We start from the raw sequence: 18,745 nt of genomic DNA, 5'->3' as shown, positions 1-18,745 counted from the left end.
GACGGTGTCGTGGTAACGGCACCGACCGGCGGCGCTATGCGGCGATCCGCTGCTCCAGGCCGTCGAGGAGCGCCTGGAGGCCGAACTCGAAGGAATTGTCGGGCGCTGCGGCATAGTCGGCCGCCGCCGGAGTCTCGAGGCGGGCACGCAGGTGCGGGTAGTCCATGGCGATCTCCTTGGCCCTGGCCATGGCTTCCTGGAACTGTTCGTCGGCGGTGGTGTCGTCCCGGGTGAGTTTCCGGGTGAGGGAGGCGGTCGCGGCGGCGCCGGCCGCGTTGCCGAGAACGTAGGTGAAGACGGCGGAGGCGGCCAGGTCGGCCTGGGTGCCGTTGAAGCCGGCGGCCTCGTAGACGGCGAGGGTGTGGTCGTCGTGGCGGGCCTTGCCGTCGCCGTAGACGACATGGGCGGCGAAGGCCTGCACCAGCCAGGGGTGTCGGGTGAACATCTCGTACAGGTCGACGGCCATGGCGGTGACCGCCGTCCGCCAGTCGACGTCCGGGTCGGGCAGGTTGAGCTCGCTCCACACCTGGTCGGTGGCGAGCAGGACGAGGTTGTCCTTGTTCTTGACGTGCCAGTACATGGCCGTGGCGGCCGAATCGAGTCGTTTGCCCAGGGCGCGCATGTTCAGGCCTTCGAGGCCCTCGGCGTCGAGGAGTTCGACGGCGGTCCGAACGATCTGATCCCGAGTGAGCGTGTCGCGCGGCATGCCCCTCACCGTACGCAGTCGCTTGCACAAAGTTCAACAGCGGTATTGCACGAAGTTCAAGTGGCCGCTACCGTCGTCATCGCCAGTACTTGAACTAAGTGCAAATTGAAGGAGATCCGCATGAACACCCTCGCCGCCGTCATGCAACTGCTCGTCGCCGCAGCCTTCGTCAGCATCCCGCTGGTTCGCCACCGCTTCGGCCCTGTCGCGAAGGCCGCAGCGGAGGCCGAACTCCGCCGCCAGAACGTCCGCCCGGGAGTACTGGAGGAGAACAAGCTCAGGTTCGACGCCAGCGGCCACGAGACCGCCGCCCCGGTGGCCGTCGCCGCGGTGATGACCGCCATCGCGGCCCTGAACCTCGCGGGCGCCGACCTGGCCCAGCCGCTGACCTGGATCTTCTCCTCCCTGGTCGTGCTCATGAACGGGGTGATCGTCTACAGCAACCTCACCGCGGTGACGTCCGTGGAGACGGCCTTCCGTCGCAAGGGCGACCCGGAGTTGACCCGCGTCGAGGTCAAGCCGTTCCTCCAGGCCGCCGAGGACGCATTCCCCCGGTGGGTACGCGCCCAGACCTACCTTCGCAACACGGTGGTCTTCGGCGGCTCCGCCGTCGCCCTGCTCGCCGTCTCCCTGGCCTGACAACCGGCGAGGGGTCCGACGGTGGGTGCACGGCAAGGGCCTTCGCGGCGATGCTGTCGTTGCCAAGGCCCTTCGCCGTCAGTTGGTGGGTTCGGGGGCGCCGTTGAACACCGGCGGGGCATATCCGGCGGGCTTGTCGCCGACGCCGAGGCCAGGGCTCACGACCCAGGACTGGTACTGCGGGGTGAACATTCCGTAGGGCATCCCGACGTGCGGCGCGCTGGCCTGCTCGAGTCGCCGACGGGCGTTCGCCGGGATCTCGAAGTCGAGCGCGGCGAGGTTGTTGTCCAGCTGCTCGGGGCTGCTCGCCCCGATGATCACCGAGGCAACCGCCGGCTGCGTGGCCGCCCAGTTGATGGCCACCTGGGCCATGCTGCGGCCCAGGTCGGCGGCCACGCCCTCCAGCGCCTCGATCACCTGCCAGTCGCTGGGGTTGATCTCGCGACCCGGGGCGTCGGGATTGGTCAACCGGCCGGTCCCGCTCATGCCCTCGCCGGTGCGCCGGTACTTGCCGCTGAGCAGGCCACCGCCGATCGGGCTCCAGGCGGTGAGGCCCATGCCCAGCGTCTGGGCCATTGCCACGTACTCCGCCTCGATGTCGCGCATGACCAGGGAGTACGGAAGCTGCACGGTGATCATCGGGGCCAGCCCGTGCGCCTCGGCGTAGCTCTGGGCCCGGGCCGCGTACCAGGCCGGTACGTCGGAGAGCCCGGCGTACCGGATCTTGCCGGCACGTACCAGGTCGTCGAAGGTCTGCACGACCTCCTCGACCGGGGTGATCCGGTCCCACGTGTGCAGCAGGTACAGGTCGATGTAGTCGGTGCCGAGCCGGCGCAGCGAGGCGTCCAGGGCGCGCACGATGTGCTTGCGACCGTTGCCGCTGGCGTTCGGGTCGCTCGGGTCGATGGTGTTGGTGAACTTGCTGGTGAGCACGAGCCGGTCCCGGACTCCGGCGCGGTCGATCAGACGGCCGAGCATCCGTTCGCTCTCCCCGGCGGTGTAGAAGTCCGCCGTGTCGATGAAGTTTCCGCCCGCCTCCAGGTACCGCCGGAAGATCGGTTCGGCCTCGTCCTCGGTCTTCCCGTACGCGGCGTGGAACCCGTCGACGCCGAAGTTCATCGTGCCCAGGGCCAGTCGGCTGACCCGCAGACCGGACCGCCCGAGCAGGTAGTAGTGGTTCATCGTCACGCCCTCCTGATCGCTCGTCGGCCCGGAGCGGACCGCGTGGTGCAGACTGTTGCGCGGCAGAAATGGACCGGCAAGTCCAAACCCCGAGCTACGGTTGGGTCCGCAGGTCCAGGTGCACACCGTGGGAGGTCTCGTGACGCGCGCGTTGACCCGCAAGGGCGAGGCGACCCGGGCGCGGATCGTCGCCGGCGCCGCCGCCGAGATCCGGGAGCGGGGTGTCGACGAGGTACGGCTCGAGGACGTGATGGCCCGTACCGGAACCAGCAAGGGCCAGGTCTTCCACTACTTTCCCGACGGCAAGGACGAGCTGCTGCTCGCCGTGGCCGAGCACGAGGCCGACCAGGTGCTCCTCGACCAGGAGCCGATGCTGAGCAACCTGACGTCCTGGCCGGCCTGGCTGGCGTGGCGCGACCTGCTGATCGAGCGCTACCTCGCCCAGGGCATGACGTGCCCGCTCAACGGTCTGCTCGGTCAGACGGGCCGGCGTACACCGGGCGCGCAGGCGGTGGTGACCGGCCTCATGGGGCGCTGGCAGAAGGCGATCACCGAGGGCATCCGGCACATGCAGTCGACCGGGGACATCGCCCCAGAGGTGGACGCCGACCGCGCCGCGGCGGCCCTGCTGGCCGGCATCCAGGGCGGCGTGCTGCTGCTGCTCTCCACCGGGAGGATCGACCACCTGGAGGCCGTCCTCGACCTGACCATCGACTCCCTCCGGATGGCCGCCCGCACGGGCGGTGGATGACCTTGGGGCGCCGGCGGTGAGTTAACCTCGGACGCGAGTTGCTGGAGATCGGAGCAGGCGTGGCGGGTGACGACGACATCTCCGGGTGAAGACCCCGGCCGGCCGCAGACGGGCGCGTGATCGCGCTGTCGCCGCGGCCCTCGTCGTCATGCCCTGCTCGCGCCGGGCCGCCTGTGTGCGCCCGGATCTCCGTTCTCCGAGGTCACCATGTCTGTTCGACCCGCACTGATCGCCCATGACCTGCTGCGCATCCGGGGTGACCGCCGGGTGCTCGACGGTGTCTCCCTGACCGCCGCGCCCGGCCACCGGATCGGCCTGATCGGCGAGAACGGCACCGGCAAGACGACCCTGTTGCGGGTCCTCGCCGGCGTCGACGAACCCGACTCCGGCACCGTCGCCCGCCCACCGGATCTCGGCTTCCTGCACCAGGAGATGCCCTTCAGCCCGGCCGCGACCGTCGCCACCGTCCTGGACGACGCACTCCGCGAGGCGCGAGCGGACCTCGCCGAACTGGACCGGCTCGGCACGGAACTGGCCGCGACGCCCGAGGACACCGAGCGACGTGCCGAGCTGCTGGCCGCGTACGGCGAGACCCTGGAGCGGGCGCAGGACCGCGACGCCTGGGACGCCGACCGGCGCGCGCTGACGGTGCTCGCCGGCCTCGGCCTCGGCGGGACACCCCACGAGCGTCGGCTGACCGCACTGTCCGGCGGGCAGCGTGGCCGTCTCGCGCTGGCCGCGATGCTGATCCGCCGGCCGGACGCGCTGCTGCTCGACGAGCCCACCAACCACCTCGACGACGCGGCGGCGGCGTTCGTCGAGGAACAGCTCCGCGCGATGCCCGGAGTGGTCGTGGTGGCCAGTCACGACCGGGCGTTCCTAGACGCCGTGTGCACCCACGTCATCGACCTGGACCCGGCGGTGGAGGGGCCGGTCCGCTACGGCGGCGGGTACACGGCGTACCTGTCGGTGAAGCGCGCCGAGGCCGAGCGGTGGCGCCGGCGCTACGACGACGAGCAGGCGCAGCTCGCCGAGCTGCGCGAGGCCGCAGCCGTGACGGGGCACCAGGTCGCGCACGGGCGTGGCCCCCGCGACAGCGAGAAGATGGGGTACGGGCACACCGCCGGCCGGGTGCAGAACCAGATCTCCCGCCGGGTGCGCGACGCCGCCCGCCGGTTGGAGACGCTGGAGCGCCATCAGGTCGCCCCGCCGCCGGAGCCGCTGCGTTTCCACGCACCCGTTCTCGCCACCGGTGCCGGCGACGACGCCATCGTCACGATGCGCCAGGTGGAGGTCCCCGGCCGACTGCGGGTGGAGCAGTTCACCGTGACGGCCAGCGACCGGCTGGTGGTGAGTGGCCCGAACGGCGCCGGCAAGTCGACCCTGCTGGCGGTCCTCGCCGGCCGGCTGACCTGTGCCGGTGCCGTCTCGCGGCGGCCTGGTCTACGCGTCGGACTGCTGACCCAGGACACCGTCTTCGCCGATCCACGGCGGACCGCCCGGGAGACCTTCGCGACGACCGTCGGTGTGCGACGGGCCGAGGAGGTGCCGCTGTCGTCGCTCGGGTTGCTCGCGCCCGCCGATCTCGACCGACCGGTGGGGGAGCTGTCGGTCGGCCAGCGCCGCCGGCTCGGCCTCGCGGTGCTCGTCGCCGATCCGCCGGAGCTGCTCCTGCTGGACGAGCCGACCAATCACCTCTCCCCACGGCTCTGCGACGAACTGGAGGAGGCGTTGGGCACCGGGCCGGGCGCCATCGTCGTCGCCAGCCACGACCGGCGGCTCCGATCCCGGTGGCCGGGCCGGGAGGTCACTCTCACCGTCGGACCGTCCGCCGTTGGAAACGTTTTCGTAACGAGCCCTTGACCTCTCCGCCACCAGCGGAGCAGACTCCCGGAAACGTTTACAGCTATCGGGTGGAGGTGCCGAACGTGGGTCGTAAACGTTTACAGGAATCGGCTGACGGCCGGCCCACTGTGCACACCGTCGCCGCCCGCGCCGGTGTCTCCATCGCGTCCGCGTCCCGGGTGCTCAACGGCATCGGCGGCAGCCCGGAGACGATCCGCAAGGTGCGTGCCGCCGCGGCCGAGGTCGGGTACGTGCCCAACGCGATCGCCCGGTCGCTGCAGTCCCAGCGCACCGGCCTGGTCGCGCTCGCCGTCGAGGACATCGGCAACCCGGTCTACGTGGAGATGATGCGCGCCATCGAGGCCGTCGTCGCCTCCTCCGGTCGGCAGCTGCTGGTGCACGCCACCGGCGGGCGGATCGACAACGAGACCGCCCTGCTGCGCCGGCTCGCCAACCGCTACGTGGACGGGATGATCGTCTCGCCGATCCGGGTCACCGACGACCACCTGACCGCCCTGGTGGACAGCCCGGTACCGGTCGTGGTGGTCGGCCAGCTCGGCGCGGACGCCGAGGTGGACAACGTACGCACCGACTCCCGGCACGGTGTCGCGCTGGCCGTGGACCACCTCGTCGCCACCGGCCGACGCCGGATCGGCTTCGTGAACGGTCCGCTCGACACCGTCCCGGGCACCGCGCGTGACGCCGGCTTCCGAGCGGCCCTGACCCACCACGGCATCCCGCTCGACGAAGACCTCATCGAGGTCGGCGACTTCCAGTACGCCGCCGGCCGGGAAGCCACGCAACGGCTGCTCGCCCGCACCGACCCGGACGCGCTGGTCTGCGCCAACGACCTGATCGCGGTCGGCGCGCTGCACGCCCTGCTGGCCGCCGGCCGCCGGGTGCCGCAGGACGTCGCCGTGGTCGGCATGGACGACACCGAGCTGGCCCGGATGATGTTTCCCCAGCTCTCCAGCGTCTCGCTCGGCTCGGCCGAGCGTGGTCGCCGGGCCGCCGAGCTGCTCCTGCAACGCATCGCCGACCCGAGCCTGCCGCCACGGCGCGAGCAGGTGCCACCGAGCCTCGCCATCCGGGCGTCCAGCGGCACGACGCTGCCCGCTCCCCGGCCGGCAGACCCACCGACCACCCACCCGTCCAGCGAAGGGGTGACCTCATGACCACGCTGGCCGAACGGCCGGACGTCGAGCGGGCCGGCCCGGCCCGCCGGCCGAGCCGGTTCCGTTCCGACCGGACCGCCATCTACCTGCTGCTGCTGCCGTCGCTGCTGCCGATCCTGGTGCTGTCGGTGTTCCCGCTGCTGCGCGGCATCTACCTCGGCTTCACCGACGCCCGGGCAGGGCGCGACGTCGAGGTCTCCTTCACCGGCCTGGCCAACTACCGCGAGCTTCTGGGCGACGAGCTGTTCTGGAACTCGTTCAAGATCGGGCTGGTCTGGGCGCTCGGGGTGACGGTGCTGCAGTTCCTGCTCGCCCTCGGTCTGGCCCTGCTGCTCAACCAGCAGCTGCGGTTCCGGGGCGTGGCCCGGGTGCTGGCCGTGGTGCCGTGGGCGATGCCGCCGGTCGTGGTCGGCATCCTCTGGAAGCTCGTCTACCACCCGGACGCCGGCCTGCTCAACGAGTTCTTCCACCGCATCGGCGCCGACGGGATGCGCACCAACTGGCTCGGCGACTTCAGCACCGCGCTGCCCGCCGTCATCCTCGTCGGGGTCTGGGCCGGCATGCCGCAGACGACCGTCGTCCTGCTGGCCGGCCTCCAGGGGGTGGGCCGCGAGCTGCACGAGGCGGCCGCCGTGGACGGGGCGAGCACGTGGCACCGGTTCCGGCACGTCACGCTGCCCGCCCTGACCCCGGTGATCGTGGCGATCACGTCGCTGGACTTCATCTGGAACTTCAACTCGTTCGGTCTGGTCTACGTGCTGACCGCGGGCGGGCCGGGCGGCAAGACGATGCTGCCGATGCTCTTCGCCTACGAGGAGGCGTTCCGCTACGGCAACTACGGCTACGCCGCCGCGCTCGGCAACGTGATGGTCGTCCTCATCGTCGCGCTGCTCGCCGTCTATCTGCGCCGCCGGCTGAGGGAGGCGAACTGACATGTTTGGCAAGCCGAGTCGTACCGGGCGCACCCTGCAGTACGTGGCGCTCGCCGGCTACCTGATCTTCCTCGGGTTCCCGCTGGTCTGGCTGGTCTCGACGGCGTTCAAGCCGCCCCGGGAGCTGGTGCGGCTGCACCCCACGCTGATTCCGAGCGACCCGACCGTGCAGAACTTCGTCCAGGCCTTCACCGAGCAGGAGCTGGGCCGGGCGGCGCTGAACAGCCTCCAGGTCTCGCTCGCGTCGGCGGTGCTGACCGTGCTGGTCGCCATGCCGGCGTCGTACGCGCTGGCCCGGTTCCGCTCCAAGCTCGGCACCGCGGCGCTGGGCTGGGTGCTGCTGTCCCAGCTCTTCCCGTTCGTGCTGCTGATCATCCCGATCTTCCTGGTGCTGCGGCAGGTCGGCCTGGCCAACACGCACGCCGGGCTGGTGCTGATCTACGTGGTCTGGGCGCTGCCGTTCGCCCTCTGGATGCTGCAGGGCTTCGTCCGCAACATCCCACGGGAGCTGGAGGAGGCCGCCTCCGTGGACGGCGCGAGCCGCGTGCAGGTGCTGCGCCGGGTGGTGTTCCCGCTGCTCGCCCCGGGCCTGGTCGCCACCGCACTGTTCTCCTTCATCTCCGCCTGGAACGAGTTCTTCTTCGCACTGGTGCTGATCAAGACCCCGGAGCTGGCCACCCTGCCGGTCGCGTTGGCCCGGTTCGTCGGCATCGAGGGCACCGCCCGGCTCGGGCCCCTCGCAGCCGGTTCACTGCTGGCCACACTGCCCAGCCTGATCTTCTTCGCGTTCATGCAACGCCGGCTCTCGTCCGGGTCGCTCGCCGGCGCGGTCAAGGGCTGAACCGTCCCCCACCCACCACCAAGGAGGTAACCCCCATGCTCCGTACCCGATTCCGTCGACTCGCCGCGGCCACCGCGGTCGCGGTCGTCGGCCTCGGCGCGCTCGCCGCGTGCGGTGACGGCGGCGGCGACGAGGCCACGTCCGGCCCGGCCAAGCTGCGCTTCCTCAGCCTCGCCTGGCAGAAGGAGTCGCTGCAGGTCAACAAGGACCTCGTCGCCAAGTGGAACGCCGAGCACCCCGACATCCAGGTCGAGTACGTCCAGGGTGACTGGAACTCGGTGCACGACCAGTTGCTGACCTCCTTCGAGGGCGGCGACGCGCCGGACATCGTGCACTACGAGGCGTCCGCGATCGGCGAGTTCAGCAAGCAGGGCTACCTGGCCGACCTGTCCGGGCTCGTCTCGGGCGACCTGAAGGGTCAGATCGACCAGGGCGTCTGGGACACGGCCACCGTCGACGGCAAGGTCGCCGGGGTGCCGTTCCTGCTGGAGTCGCAGGTCGTCATCGCCAACAAGAAGCTGCTCGACGCCGCCGGCGTCACGGTGCCGCCGGCCGACGGTGGCTGGACCTGGGACGAGTTCCAGGGCAACGCGCAGAAGCTCACCAAGCCCGGGCAGTACGGCGTGGCCTGGGCGCTGAAGTCGCCGACCAACCGGGTGCTCAACCTGGCACTCAACTACGACGGGAAGTTCTTCTACACCGACGGCGGGCGCACCGAGGTCCGGGTCGGCGACGCGGAGAAGGAGATCCCGAAGCGCATCCACGACATGATCTACACCGCGAAGTCCGCCTCCCCGGAGGCGCTCGGCATGAGCGGCGCGGACACGCTGCCCGGCTTCTTCGGCGGCAAGTACGCGATGCTGCCCGGCTCGGTGTCGCTGCGTCAGCAGATGGTCGAGCAGGCGCCGCCCGGCTTCGAGTGGGTCACCCTGCCACCGGTCAAGGGGCTGTCCAGCAAGCAGGCGGCCAACCCGCAGACGCTGTCGGTCTCCGAGGACAGCAAGCACAAGAAGCAGGCCGCGCAGTTCCTCGAGTACTTCCTGAACCCGACCAACATGGCCGCGCTGGCCAAGGGTGACTGGCTGGTGCCGACCGGCAAGCAGGCCAACGAGGAGCTGGTCAAGGTCACCGGCGGCAAGCAGGGCTGGGACGTCGCCGCGGACAGCGCCGCGGACCTGACGGTCGCCCCGTTCCAGCAGGCCGACGGCTACCCGGAGTGGAAGACCAAGTACGCCACCCCGGCTCTCCAGCAGTACTTCGCCAACAAGATCACCCTCGATCAGCTCGGTACGCAGCTGGTCGATGGTGGCAAGCAGGTTCTGAGGTAGGACATGTCACTCTTGCTCGACACATCGGTCGGCTGCCTGGTCGGCGCCGCGGTCGGAGACGCCCTCGGCGGCGCCACCGAGACGGCACTGCCAGAGCAGATCCGCGCGCGGTTCGGCGGCTGGGTCGAGGGCATCGTGCCCCCGTACCACGCCGACTGGGCCACCGCGCGGCCGCTCGCGCCGTACCACAAGGGCGACGGGCACATCACCGACGACACGTTGATGACCCACGCCCTGGTCCGCGCCTACGCGGCCAAACGCGACCACCTCGACGCGTACGACGTGGTCGAGCTGCTGGTCCCCGATCTGATCGAGCGGGTGGTCTACATCCCCGACCTGGAGCGGGAGGGGGTGACCTTCCACCGGCTCGCGGCCGCCGAGCGGTGGCTGGTCACCCGCCTGCACCACGCTCACGCCGACCCGCGTGAGGCCGGGGTCGGCAACATCGTCAACTGTGGTGCGGCCATGTACATGGCCCCGGTCGGCATCGTCAACGCGGGCGACCCGGCCGGGGCGTACGCCGAGGCGGTGGAGATCGCCGGGGCGCACCAGCACAGCTACGGGCGGGAGGCCGCCGCCGTCTTCGCGGCGGCGGTCGCCGCGGCGGCGACCCCCGGCGCCAGCGTCGAGGACGTCGTCACCGCGGCGTTGGACCTGGCCCGCGACGGCACCCGGGCGGCCATCGACGCGGTGGTCAAGGAGGCCCGGAGCCACCACGACTGGAAGCAGGCGATCCCGGCGTTGCGCGCCGCGGTGGCCCCCTACGACACGGTGGGGGAGGAGTACCGCAACCCCGGCCTCGGCGCGCGGCGACCGAGCCGGCTGCACGCCATCGAGGAACTGCCGGTCGCCATCGGCATGCTCGTGGTGGCCGGCGGCGAGTTCCGCGCGGCGGTGCTCGGCTCGGTCAACTACGGCCGCGACGCCGACTCCACCGCCACGATGTCCGGTGCCATCGCCGGGGCGCTCGGCGGCGCCGCCGCGGTGCCCGCGGAGTGGTCCGAGGTGGTCGCCACGGCCTCCCGGACCGACCTGGTGGAGCCGGCCCGGATCCTCGCGGGCGTGGCCGGCGAGGTCTTCGAGCGGGACCAGGCCCGGTTCACCCGGCGGGCGGAGCGCTTCGCCGGGCTTGCCGGCGGCGCCGGTTCGGGCGGGGAGTCGACCCGGTGAGGATCACCTGGGTCCAGCCGGAGGACCTGCTGCCGCACGAGTTGGCGGCCAGCCGGGACGAGGGTCGCGACGTCGCGGTCCTCGCCGAGCGGTGGACGACGGCCGGCGGGGACCTGACCCCGCCGGTCAGCGGGGCGTCGCCGGCCCCGGCGTCGCCGGAGCTGCGGGCGCTCGCGACGGAGCTGCTGGACGCAGCCGACGCGCTGCCCGGCGTCGCCGCCGACGACGAGCCGGACGACCTGGCCGCGCTGCGGGCGAAGTGGCCGGCGGCCTGGTCGCTGCCGACCGACGTGAGCTTCGACCGGCTGCACGGCGCGTGGCTCGGTCGGGCGGTCGGCTGCCTGCTCGGCAAGCCGGTGGAGAAGATCCCCCGGGAGGGGATCCGGGAGATCCTCACCGCCACCGGCCGGTGGCCGCTGCGCGACTGGTTCACCGCGAAGGGGCTGCCGGACGACGTCGCCGCCCGCTGGCCGTGGAACCGGCGCAGCGCGCCGACCAGCCTCGCCGAGAACATCGACGGCATGCCCGAGGACGACGACCTGAACTACGCGTTGCTGGCCCTGCGGGTGCTGGAGACACACGGGCGGGCCTTCACCAGCGCGGACGTGGCCCAGGCGTGGCTGGACTGGCTGCCCGGCGGGAGGGTCTTCACGGCCGAACGGGTGGCGTACCGGAACCTGCTGCTCGGCTTCCCGCCGCCGGAGAGCGCCCGCCGGCACAACCCGTTCCGGGAGTGGATCGGCGCGCAGATCCGTACCGACGTCTACGGCTGGGTCAACCCCGGCCGGCCGGACCGGGCCGCCGAGCTGGCCCACAGGGACGCCACCGTCAGCCACGTCCGCAGTGGCGTGCACGGCGCGCTCTGGGCCGCTGCCCTCGCCGCCGCCGCGCCCGTCGCGGCGAGCGTCGACGAGGTGCTCGACGCGGCGGAGGCGGTGCTGCCGCCGCGCAGCCGGTTCGCGGCCACGGTCCGCGAGGCGCGTGCTCTCGGCGCGGGCACCGACGACTGGGAACGGGTGGTCGACGAGCTGTACGCCCGGCACGGCCACCTGCACTGGGTGCACGTGCGCAACAACGCCGCGCTGGTGGCGGCCGCGCTGGCGTACGGCCGCGGTGACCTGGAGCGGAGCATCACCGCCGTGGTCAGCGGCGGCTGGGACACCGATTCGACCGGCGCGACGGTCGGCGCGGTGACCGGTGCCCTCACCGGGGCGTCCGGGCTGCCGCAGCGGTGGGTCTCCCCGCTGCGTAACCGGCTGGCCAGCAGCATCGCCGGCTTCGACGGGATCGGCTTCGACGAGCTGGCCGAGCGGACCCGGGCCCTGGCGCAGCCGGGGAGTGGGTCGTGAGGCGGCAGCGGTGGACGGAAGGGAGCGCGGCATGAGCGCGCGCGTGGCGGTGGTGGGCAGCAGCAACCTGGACCTGGTGGTGTCGGCGTCGCGTCTGCCCGCCCCCGGGGAGACGGTGCTGGGCGAGGACTTCCGGACCGTGCCCGGCGGCAAGGGCGCCAACCAGGCGGTCGCCGCCGCCCGGGCCGGTGCCGCCTGCGACTTCGTCGGCGCGGTCGGCGACGACGAGTTCGGTACGCGGATGCGGGCGAGCCTGGCCGGCGCCGGGGTGGACGTTCGGGGCCTGCGGACCGTCGCCGGTCCCTCCGGCGTCGCGCTGATCGCCGTCGACCGGGACGCGGAGAACTTCATCGTCGTGGCACCCGGCGCCAACGGCACGCTGACCGAGCTGGACGCCGACGACCGGGCGACGATCGCAGCGGCGGACGTGCTGCTGCTCCAGCTGGAGGTGCCGCTGGCCGCCGTGGTGCAGGCGGCCGACTGGGCCCGCTCGGCGGGCACGACCGTCGTGGTGAACGCCGCTCCGGCGGCGGTCCTGCCGACGGAGCTGCTCGACCTGGTCGACGTGCTGGTCGTCAACGAACACGAGGCGGCGGTCGTCGCCGGGGTCTTCTCCGACGACCCGCCGGTGCTGCTCGACGCCCTGCTGGAGCTGGTGCCCCGGGTGGTGCTGACCCTCGGCGCGCGCGGTGCCGCGTACGCCGACCGCGGTGGTCTGCGCCTGGCGGTCCCCGCCCCGCGCGTCGACGCGGTGGACACCACCGCCGCGGGCGACGCCTTCACCGGCGCGCTCGCCGTTTCCTGGGCCGAGCGCGGCGGCGCCAGCAGCGAAGACACCGTCACGGCGAGCCTGCGCTGGGCGTGTGCCGCCGGCGCGGCCTGCGCCCAGCGGCCCGGCGCGTCCACCGCGCTGCCCGAGCGGTCCGCCATCGACGCCCTCCACGACGCGACCTACCGAGGTACCCCGTGAGCTTCAACCCGTACGTCCCGCGCCCGATCGACCGCCCGACGGACGTGCCGCTCGGCGGGCACGCCGACCTGACCACCCTGGACGAGGCGAAGATCTTCGCCGCACCCGACGACCCGGCCGACTGGCCGGCCTGGCGCGAGCAGCTCACCCGCTGGCGGGCCGACGCCCGAGCCCGGCTCGGCTACACCGGCACGCACTACGACGAGATCGCCGGCGACTGCTTCAGCGTCTGCCTGGCCTGGCTGTGGGACGAGGCGCTCTACGACCACGAGCGCGGCGTCTTCACCGTCGACGGGTTCCTCGACGCGGCCGGGCGGGACTTCGGGGGCTTCGACGGGGTGGTGCTCTGGCACGCGTACCCGGTGATCGGCCTGGACGACCGCAACCAGTTCGACTGGTACCGGGACGTGCCGGAGCTGCCCGAGGTGGTGCGGGCGTTCCAGGAGCGCGGGGTGCGGGTCTTCATCGACTACAACCCGTGGGACACCGGCACCCGCCGGGAGGCGGGCAGCGACGCGGAGGAGGTCGCGGCCCTGGCCGGCAAGCTCGGCGTCGACGGAGTCTTCCTGGACACCCTCAAGGAGGGCGCCGGCGAGTTGCGCGCCGCGCTGGACGCCGTGCGGCCCGGGATGGTCCTGGAAGGTGAGAGCCGCGTCCCGCTGGCCCGGATCGCCGACCACGCCATGTCCTGGGCGCAGTGGTTCGCCGACTCCGAGGTCCCCGGTGTGCTGCGGGCGAAGTGGTTCGAACGTCGGCACGTGCTGCACCACACCCGCCGCTGGCACCGCGACCACCTCGACGAGCTGCACTCCGCCTGGCTCAACGGCGTCGGAGTGCTGGTGTGGGAGAGCGTCTTCGGCGTCTGGGTCGGCTGGAACGACCGCGACCGGGCGGTGCTGCGGGCGATGCGCCGGGTGCAGACCAGCCACGCCGCGTGGTTGCGCGCCGAGGACTGGGTCCCGCTCGCCGACCACCCCGGCGAGGGCCAGGTGTACGCGTCCCGCTGGACGCACCAGGACGAGCCCCTGTGGACGGTGGTGAACCGGGGCGCGGACCACGACGGGCCGTGGCTGCTCACCGAGGCACGCCCCGACCGACGCTTCGTCGACCTGGTCACCGGCACCGAGCTGACCGTCACCGAGACCGCCGACGGCCGGTTGGCGGTGGGCGGCCCGCTGCGGGCCGGCGCGATCGCCGCCGTGGTGGTCACCGACGCCGCCGCCCACCGGCACGAGCCGCCCACCGGCGACCCGTCCTTCCCGGCCCGGGCCGCGGTCCGCCTCCCGACCCCCTGGGCGCCCCGGCCGCAGCCGCCGCAGGGCATGGTCGCCGTCGAGGCCGGCCGGCGGGACCTTGTCGTCCGGCACCGGGTGCGGGAGACCGGGCTGTACGGCGAGGCGCCCTACGTCGACGAGTGGAAACCGCTACCGCCCCGGCTGCACCACACCGGTACGCTGCGCCGCAGCGTCCGGCTCGGCCGGTTCGCCATCGCCACCCACGAGGTCACCCACGGCGAGTACGCCGAGTTCCTGAGCGCCACCGGCTACCGCCCGGTGCGTCCCGAGCGGTTCACGGCGGGACGCGGACCGGCCGACGCCCCGGTGACCGGAGTGGAGCTCGCCGACGCCCGGGCGTACGCGGCGTGGGCGGGGCTGCGGCTGCCCACCGAGGACGAGTGGCAGGTGGCCGCCGAGGCGGGCCTGCTCGTCCGGCGGGAACCACTGGTGTGGAACCTGACCGAGAGCGAGCACTCCGACGGGCGTACCCGGTTCGCCATCCTCAAGGGTGGCGCCGGCTACCGGGCGGAGGGCTCCGACTGGTACCTCGACGGCGGCCCGCAGCCCGCGGACGTCTCGGTGAAGCTGCTGCTGACCGGCGCCGGGCTCACCCGTTCCGACCAGGTCGGCTTCCGCTGCGCGGCCGACCTGGTGCCGGACCCCACGTCGGTGCCCGAGGCGGAGGTGAACCAGTGACCGCGCCCCTGGACGGGATCAAGGTCGTCGACCTGGCCACCCTCTTCGCCGGGCCGCTCGCCGCGGCCTTCCTCGGCGACTTCGGCGCCGATGTGATCAAGGTCGAGCATCCGGCCAAGCCGGACCCGTCACGCGGGCACGGCCCGGCCCGGGACGGCGTCGGACTCTGGTGGAAGGTGCTCGGCCGCAACAAGCGCACCGTCACCCTCAACCTGTCCGACCCGGACGGTGCCGCGCTGCTGCGCCGGCTGCTCGCCGACGCCGACGTGCTGGTGGAGAACTTCCGCCCGGGCACGCTGGAGCGGTGGGGGCTCGGCCCGGCGGACCTGCACGCGGTCAACCCCCGGCTGGTCATCACGCGGATCAGCGGGTTCGGGCAGGTCGGGCCGTACGCCCGGCGGCCCGGCTTCGGCACCCTCGCCGAGGCGATGAGCGGCTTCGCCGCGGCCACCGGGGAACCGGACGGCCCACCCACCCTGCCCCCGTTCGGGCTGGCCGACTCGGTCACCGCGCTCGCCGCCGCGTACGCGGTGATGCTGGCCCTGCGCGCCCGGGACGCCACCGGCACCGGCCAGGTGGTGGACCTCGCCATCATCGAGCCGATCATGGCGATGCTCGGTCCGCAGATCACCTGGTACGACCAGCTCGGCTACATCCAGCCCCGGCTGGGCAACCGGTCCAACAACAACGCGCCCCGCAACACCTACCGGTGCGCGGACGGGCGCTGGGTCGCGGTCTCCACCAGCGCGCAGAGCATCGCCGAACGGGTGCTGCGGCTGGTCGGTCGACCCGAGCTGATCGACGAGCCGTGGTTCGCCACCGGCAGCGGCCGAGCGGCGCACGCCGACGAGTTGGACGCCGCCGTGAGCGCCTGGGTGGCGAAACGGGACCGCGACGAGGTGGTGGCCGCGTTCGAGGCGGCGCAGGCGGCGGTCGCGCCGGTCTACGACGTCCGGGACATCCTCGCCGACCCGCAGTACGCGGCGCTGGGCACCGTGCGCAGCGTCCCGGACGAGGAGTTGGGCGAGGTACGGATGCAGAACGTGCCGTTCCGGCTCACCGACACGCCGGGGGAGATCCGGCACGCGGGCCGCCGGCACGGCCAGGACACCGACGACGTGTTCGGGGCGCTCGGCCTGAGCGCCGACGAGCTGGCCGCGCTGCGCGAGCGGGGCGTGCTCTGATGCTGCTCACCTGGCTCTACGTGCCCGGTGACCGTCCGGACCGGTTCGCCAAGGCGGTCGCCTCGGGTGCCGACGCGGTCATCCTCGACCTTGAGGACGCCGTGGTCGCCGGGCGCAAGTCGTACGCCCGGGACGCGGTCGCCGAGTTCCTCGCCGAGGCGCACCCGGTGCCGGTGCAGGTGCGGGTCAACGAGCTGACCGGGCCGGACGTCGAGGCGGACCTGTTCGCGGTGTCGGGCCGGCCGGGGCTGACCGGGCTACGGCTGCCGAAGGTGGAGTCGGCCGCGACCCTCGCGGCTCTCGCCGGACGGGTCGACGTGCCACTGCACCCGCTGGTCGAGTCGGCCCTCGGGTTGGAGGCCGCGTACGCGATCGCGTCCGCCCACCCCACGGTGGCCTCGATCGGGCTCGGTGAGGCCGACCTCCGCTCCGACCTGGGGGTGAGCGACGACGACGGGTTGCTCTGGGCGCGCGGCCGGGTGGTGGTGGCCGCCCGTGCCGCCGGTCTGGTCCCGCCGGCGATGTCGGTGTACCCCGACGTCACCGACATGGCCGGTCTGGCAGCCTCCTGCGCGGTGGGTCGGCGGCTCGGCTTCCTCGGCCGCACGGCGATCCACCCGCGTCAGCTTCCGGTGATCGTCGAGGCGTTCCGGCCGGCCGACCGGGAGGTGGCCCGGGCCGCGGAGCTGCTGGCCGCGGTGGCCGAGGCGCAGCGGCGGGACTCGGGCACCGTGGTGCTGCCCGACGGCCGGTTCGCCGACCGCGCCATGGTCGCCGCCGCCGAACGCACCGTCGACCTGGCCGCCCGCTTCGCCGCCTGACCGCGCTCCACCCCCAGGGAAGGGTGGTGCGGATCAGTGGCCGCGCGGCTGGGTCACCGGTGTGCTGCACCGGCGCCGGTTGCCGGCTGGGCCGCCGGGACGGTCTTCGGCACCCGGTCGAGCCGGTCGAGCCGCGCCAGCTCGGCGGTGCCGCCCCGGACCACGGCCGCGGCCAGCGCGGTGGTCGCCGGGTGGACCCCGTTCTGCCGCTCCGCTCCTGCGATCCGGACCGCCTGCGTCAGGTGCGCCCGCAGGTGCTGGGCGACCAGCCGGTCGAACGGCTTCCCGGCGGCCGCCCGCAGCGCGGTCAGCTCCTCGGCGGTCACCATGCCCGGCATGTCGTGCCCCTCGTGCGGGTTGGTCGCGGGCGCCCCGGAGTCCGCCAGCAGCCGGCGGGACCGGTCCAGGTCGGCGCGGTGGGCGGCCCCGACCTCGGCGGCCAGCCGCCGCCACGCCGGGTCGGTGGTCCGGGTCGGCACCAGGTCGAGCACCGGCAGCAGTCGTTCGGCCATCGCCACCGTCAGCTGGAGCCAGGCGATGTCGGTGGGGCTGAACGGTCCTGCCGTACCCGCGGCGGGCACCGCGCTCGGCGTCGCGACCGCCGTCGGGGCGGTCGCGGACGGTGGCGCGTTGCCGGCGGGGTCCGGTGATCCGGCGGCGCAACCGCCGGCGAGCAGGACCGCGATGAGCAGCGTGGACGGTGCGACGACTCGGGCTCGCATCCGGCCTCCCTTTCCGCCCGGGAGGGCGGGCCCGGCGTGAGCGGGCCCGCCCTCGGGTCGAACGTGTCGGCTCAGATCGGCCGGCCGTCGTGCCCACACTTGATCACCGGGCGGATGCAGTCCTGGACGCGGCGGGCCATCTCCGCGACCGGCCAGGCGTTGAAGAAGTCGCCGTGCATGGTGTAGCCGGCACCCGAGGCCAGCCGGAACTGCGCCGGGTTGCCGTTGACCGGGTACCGCAGCACCTGCCGCAGCTTCGGCACGTGCACCGGGTGCGTCGCCGGGCAGGCCTGGTTCACCGGGTACGCCATGTGGCTCTTGTGATCAGGCGAATCCAGGTCCCGGCCGTTCCAGCACTGCGGGAAGTCCAGGTACGACTCCATCATCGTCCCGGCCGGGCAGGTGACGAAGTCCTTCGACGGCGCCACGTGTCCCGCGTGCAGGCACGACCAGCGGGCGATGCTCTCGTTCGGGCCGGTCGCCCGAGCGTTGCCCGCCACGATCCGCAGCCCCTGCGGGATGGGCTGGGTGGCCGCGACGACGTCTGCGCGTACGCCCTCACCCAGGTAGTAGAACGTGACGATGGTCGGCTCGACCGGCACGTTGTTGTTGTACAGGGTGGGCACCCAGTACGACGAGACGTCCGTGCGCGGGTTGCAGGTGGTCGGAGAGTTGACCAGGTCGAGGAGCGTGGTGTGCGCGTTCGTCACCGTGCTGCCGAAGAAGCTGTGCATGTGCGAGGCGCCGGGCAGACCGGGGAAGATGATCGGGTCGTCCGGCAACCGGTGGCTGTACGCGCAGTCGGCGGGGAACTCGGCGACCCGGATGGCGTTGATGCCCGGGGCGGCGTCGGCCCGGTTGGTGGTGGAAGCGATGTACGTGCCGAGTAGCACCAGCACGGCGCCGATCGCCGCGGCGAAGCGCAGCCGGCGGTGGATGCCGGAGAGGGGTGCGGCCCTGTCCATCTCGTGACTCCTGTCGGGGGGACGGGTCAGGGACAGCTCCGGCGCCGCCGCCGAAGACATCGGAGTTCGCCCTGGCCAGACTTGATGGTGGTCTGTTGAGCCGAGTGCGAGAGAGCGCTCTCACAGACCAGCTTCGCCCCGATGTCGACACTTGTCAATACATGCCGCAGTTGGTGGAAATGATGACGACGA

The 18,745-nt window shown here is 72.8% G+C and carries 17 protein-coding genes; 13 read left to right on the top strand and 4 right to left on the bottom strand.

Annotation, left to right across the window (positions count from 1 at the left end):
- Positions 1-34: 34 nt before the first annotated feature.
- On the bottom strand, positions 35-706 hold the full coding sequence (locus tag ACTWLT_RS27325; RefSeq protein WP_445320804.1) for a TetR/AcrR family transcriptional regulator C-terminal domain-containing protein: 672 nt from the start codon (positions 704-706) through the stop codon (positions 35-37).
- A 120-nt stretch (positions 707-826) separates the two neighbouring features.
- Between ACTWLT_RS27325 and ACTWLT_RS27320 the strand changes: the two genes are divergently transcribed.
- Complete coding sequence (locus ACTWLT_RS27320; RefSeq protein WP_445320803.1) at positions 827-1,345, top strand: hypothetical protein; 519 nt, start codon at positions 827-829, stop codon at positions 1,343-1,345.
- Positions 1,346-1,423: 78 nt separating this feature from the next.
- Here ACTWLT_RS27320 and ACTWLT_RS27315 read toward each other — a convergent pair whose 3' ends face one another.
- Positions 1,424-2,527: an aldo/keto reductase gene (locus ACTWLT_RS27315; protein WP_445320855.1), complete on the bottom strand. Its 1,104-nt coding sequence runs from the start codon at positions 2,525-2,527 to the stop codon at positions 1,424-1,426.
- 139 nt (positions 2,528-2,666) lie between these two features.
- On the opposite strand from ACTWLT_RS27315, the gene ACTWLT_RS27310 reads away from it, so the two are divergent.
- The 12 genes from ACTWLT_RS27310 to ACTWLT_RS27255 all read left to right on the top strand — a co-directional run bounded on the left by ACTWLT_RS27310 (position 2,667) and on the right by ACTWLT_RS27255 (position 16,866).
- The gene (locus ACTWLT_RS27310; RefSeq protein ID WP_445320802.1) at positions 2,667-3,278 is read left to right on the top strand and encodes a TetR/AcrR family transcriptional regulator; all 612 of its coding nucleotides are present in this window, start codon (positions 2,667-2,669) and stop codon (positions 3,276-3,278) included.
- A gap of 207 nt (positions 3,279-3,485) precedes the next feature.
- Complete coding sequence (locus ACTWLT_RS27305; protein ID WP_445320801.1) at positions 3,486-5,141, top strand: ABC-F family ATP-binding cassette domain-containing protein; 1,656 nt, start codon at positions 3,486-3,488, stop codon at positions 5,139-5,141.
- Between the two features lie 65 nt (positions 5,142-5,206).
- The gene (locus tag ACTWLT_RS27300) at positions 5,207-6,298 is read left to right on the top strand and encodes a LacI family DNA-binding transcriptional regulator (protein WP_445320800.1); all 1,092 of its coding nucleotides are present in this window, start codon (positions 5,207-5,209) and stop codon (positions 6,296-6,298) included.
- Positions 6,295-7,230 (top strand): carbohydrate ABC transporter permease, encoded by a 936-nt coding sequence (locus tag ACTWLT_RS27295; RefSeq protein WP_445320799.1) that lies wholly within the window; start codon positions 6,295-6,297, stop codon positions 7,228-7,230. The genes ACTWLT_RS27300 and ACTWLT_RS27295 overlap by 4 nt, the downstream gene beginning before the upstream one ends.
- A gap of 1 nt (position 7,231) precedes the next feature.
- On the top strand, positions 7,232-8,071 hold the full coding sequence (locus tag ACTWLT_RS27290) for a carbohydrate ABC transporter permease (protein ID WP_252415225.1): 840 nt from the start codon (positions 7,232-7,234) through the stop codon (positions 8,069-8,071).
- Between the two features lie 35 nt (positions 8,072-8,106).
- On the top strand, positions 8,107-9,399 hold the full coding sequence (locus ACTWLT_RS27285) for an ABC transporter substrate-binding protein (protein WP_445320798.1): 1,293 nt from the start codon (positions 8,107-8,109) through the stop codon (positions 9,397-9,399).
- A gap of 3 nt (positions 9,400-9,402) precedes the next feature.
- Positions 9,403-10,569, top strand: a complete 1,167-nt coding sequence (locus tag ACTWLT_RS27280) for an ADP-ribosylglycohydrolase family protein (RefSeq protein ID WP_445320797.1) — start codon at positions 9,403-9,405, stop codon at positions 10,567-10,569.
- The gene (locus ACTWLT_RS27275; RefSeq protein WP_445320796.1) at positions 10,566-11,918 is read left to right on the top strand and encodes an ADP-ribosylglycohydrolase family protein; all 1,353 of its coding nucleotides are present in this window, start codon (positions 10,566-10,568) and stop codon (positions 11,916-11,918) included. Before ACTWLT_RS27280 ends, ACTWLT_RS27275 begins: the two co-directional genes overlap by 4 nt.
- Before the next feature lie 31 nt (positions 11,919-11,949).
- On the top strand, positions 11,950-12,888 hold the full coding sequence (locus ACTWLT_RS27270; protein WP_445320795.1) for a ribokinase: 939 nt from the start codon (positions 11,950-11,952) through the stop codon (positions 12,886-12,888).
- Positions 12,885-14,861, top strand: a complete 1,977-nt coding sequence (locus ACTWLT_RS27265) for an SUMF1/EgtB/PvdO family nonheme iron enzyme (protein WP_445320794.1) — start codon at positions 12,885-12,887, stop codon at positions 14,859-14,861. The genes ACTWLT_RS27270 and ACTWLT_RS27265 overlap by 4 nt, the downstream gene beginning before the upstream one ends.
- A complete protein-coding gene (locus ACTWLT_RS27260; RefSeq protein ID WP_445320793.1) occupies positions 14,858-16,045 on the top strand; it encodes a CaiB/BaiF CoA transferase family protein in 1,188 nt (395 codons plus the stop codon). The genes ACTWLT_RS27265 and ACTWLT_RS27260 overlap by 4 nt, the downstream gene beginning before the upstream one ends.
- The gene (locus ACTWLT_RS27255; RefSeq protein ID WP_445320792.1) at positions 16,045-16,866 is read left to right on the top strand and encodes an HpcH/HpaI aldolase/citrate lyase family protein; all 822 of its coding nucleotides are present in this window, start codon (positions 16,045-16,047) and stop codon (positions 16,864-16,866) included. The genes ACTWLT_RS27260 and ACTWLT_RS27255 overlap by 1 nt, the downstream gene beginning before the upstream one ends.
- A 53-nt stretch (positions 16,867-16,919) precedes the next feature.
- Here ACTWLT_RS27255 and ACTWLT_RS27250 read toward each other — a convergent pair whose 3' ends face one another.
- The gene (locus tag ACTWLT_RS27250) at positions 16,920-17,588 is read right to left on the bottom strand and encodes a DUF305 domain-containing protein (RefSeq protein WP_445320791.1); all 669 of its coding nucleotides are present in this window, start codon (positions 17,586-17,588) and stop codon (positions 16,920-16,922) included.
- A 71-nt stretch (positions 17,589-17,659) separates the two neighbouring features.
- The gene (locus ACTWLT_RS27245) at positions 17,660-18,553 is read right to left on the bottom strand and encodes a DUF1996 domain-containing protein (protein ID WP_445320790.1); all 894 of its coding nucleotides are present in this window, start codon (positions 18,551-18,553) and stop codon (positions 17,660-17,662) included.
- Positions 18,554-18,745: the final 192 nt, after the last annotated feature.

This window comes from Micromonospora yongxingensis (assembly GCF_052601155.1).
Note: the sequence above shows the minus strand (reverse complement) of the source record. Positions and strands in the feature narration are given on the sequence as shown.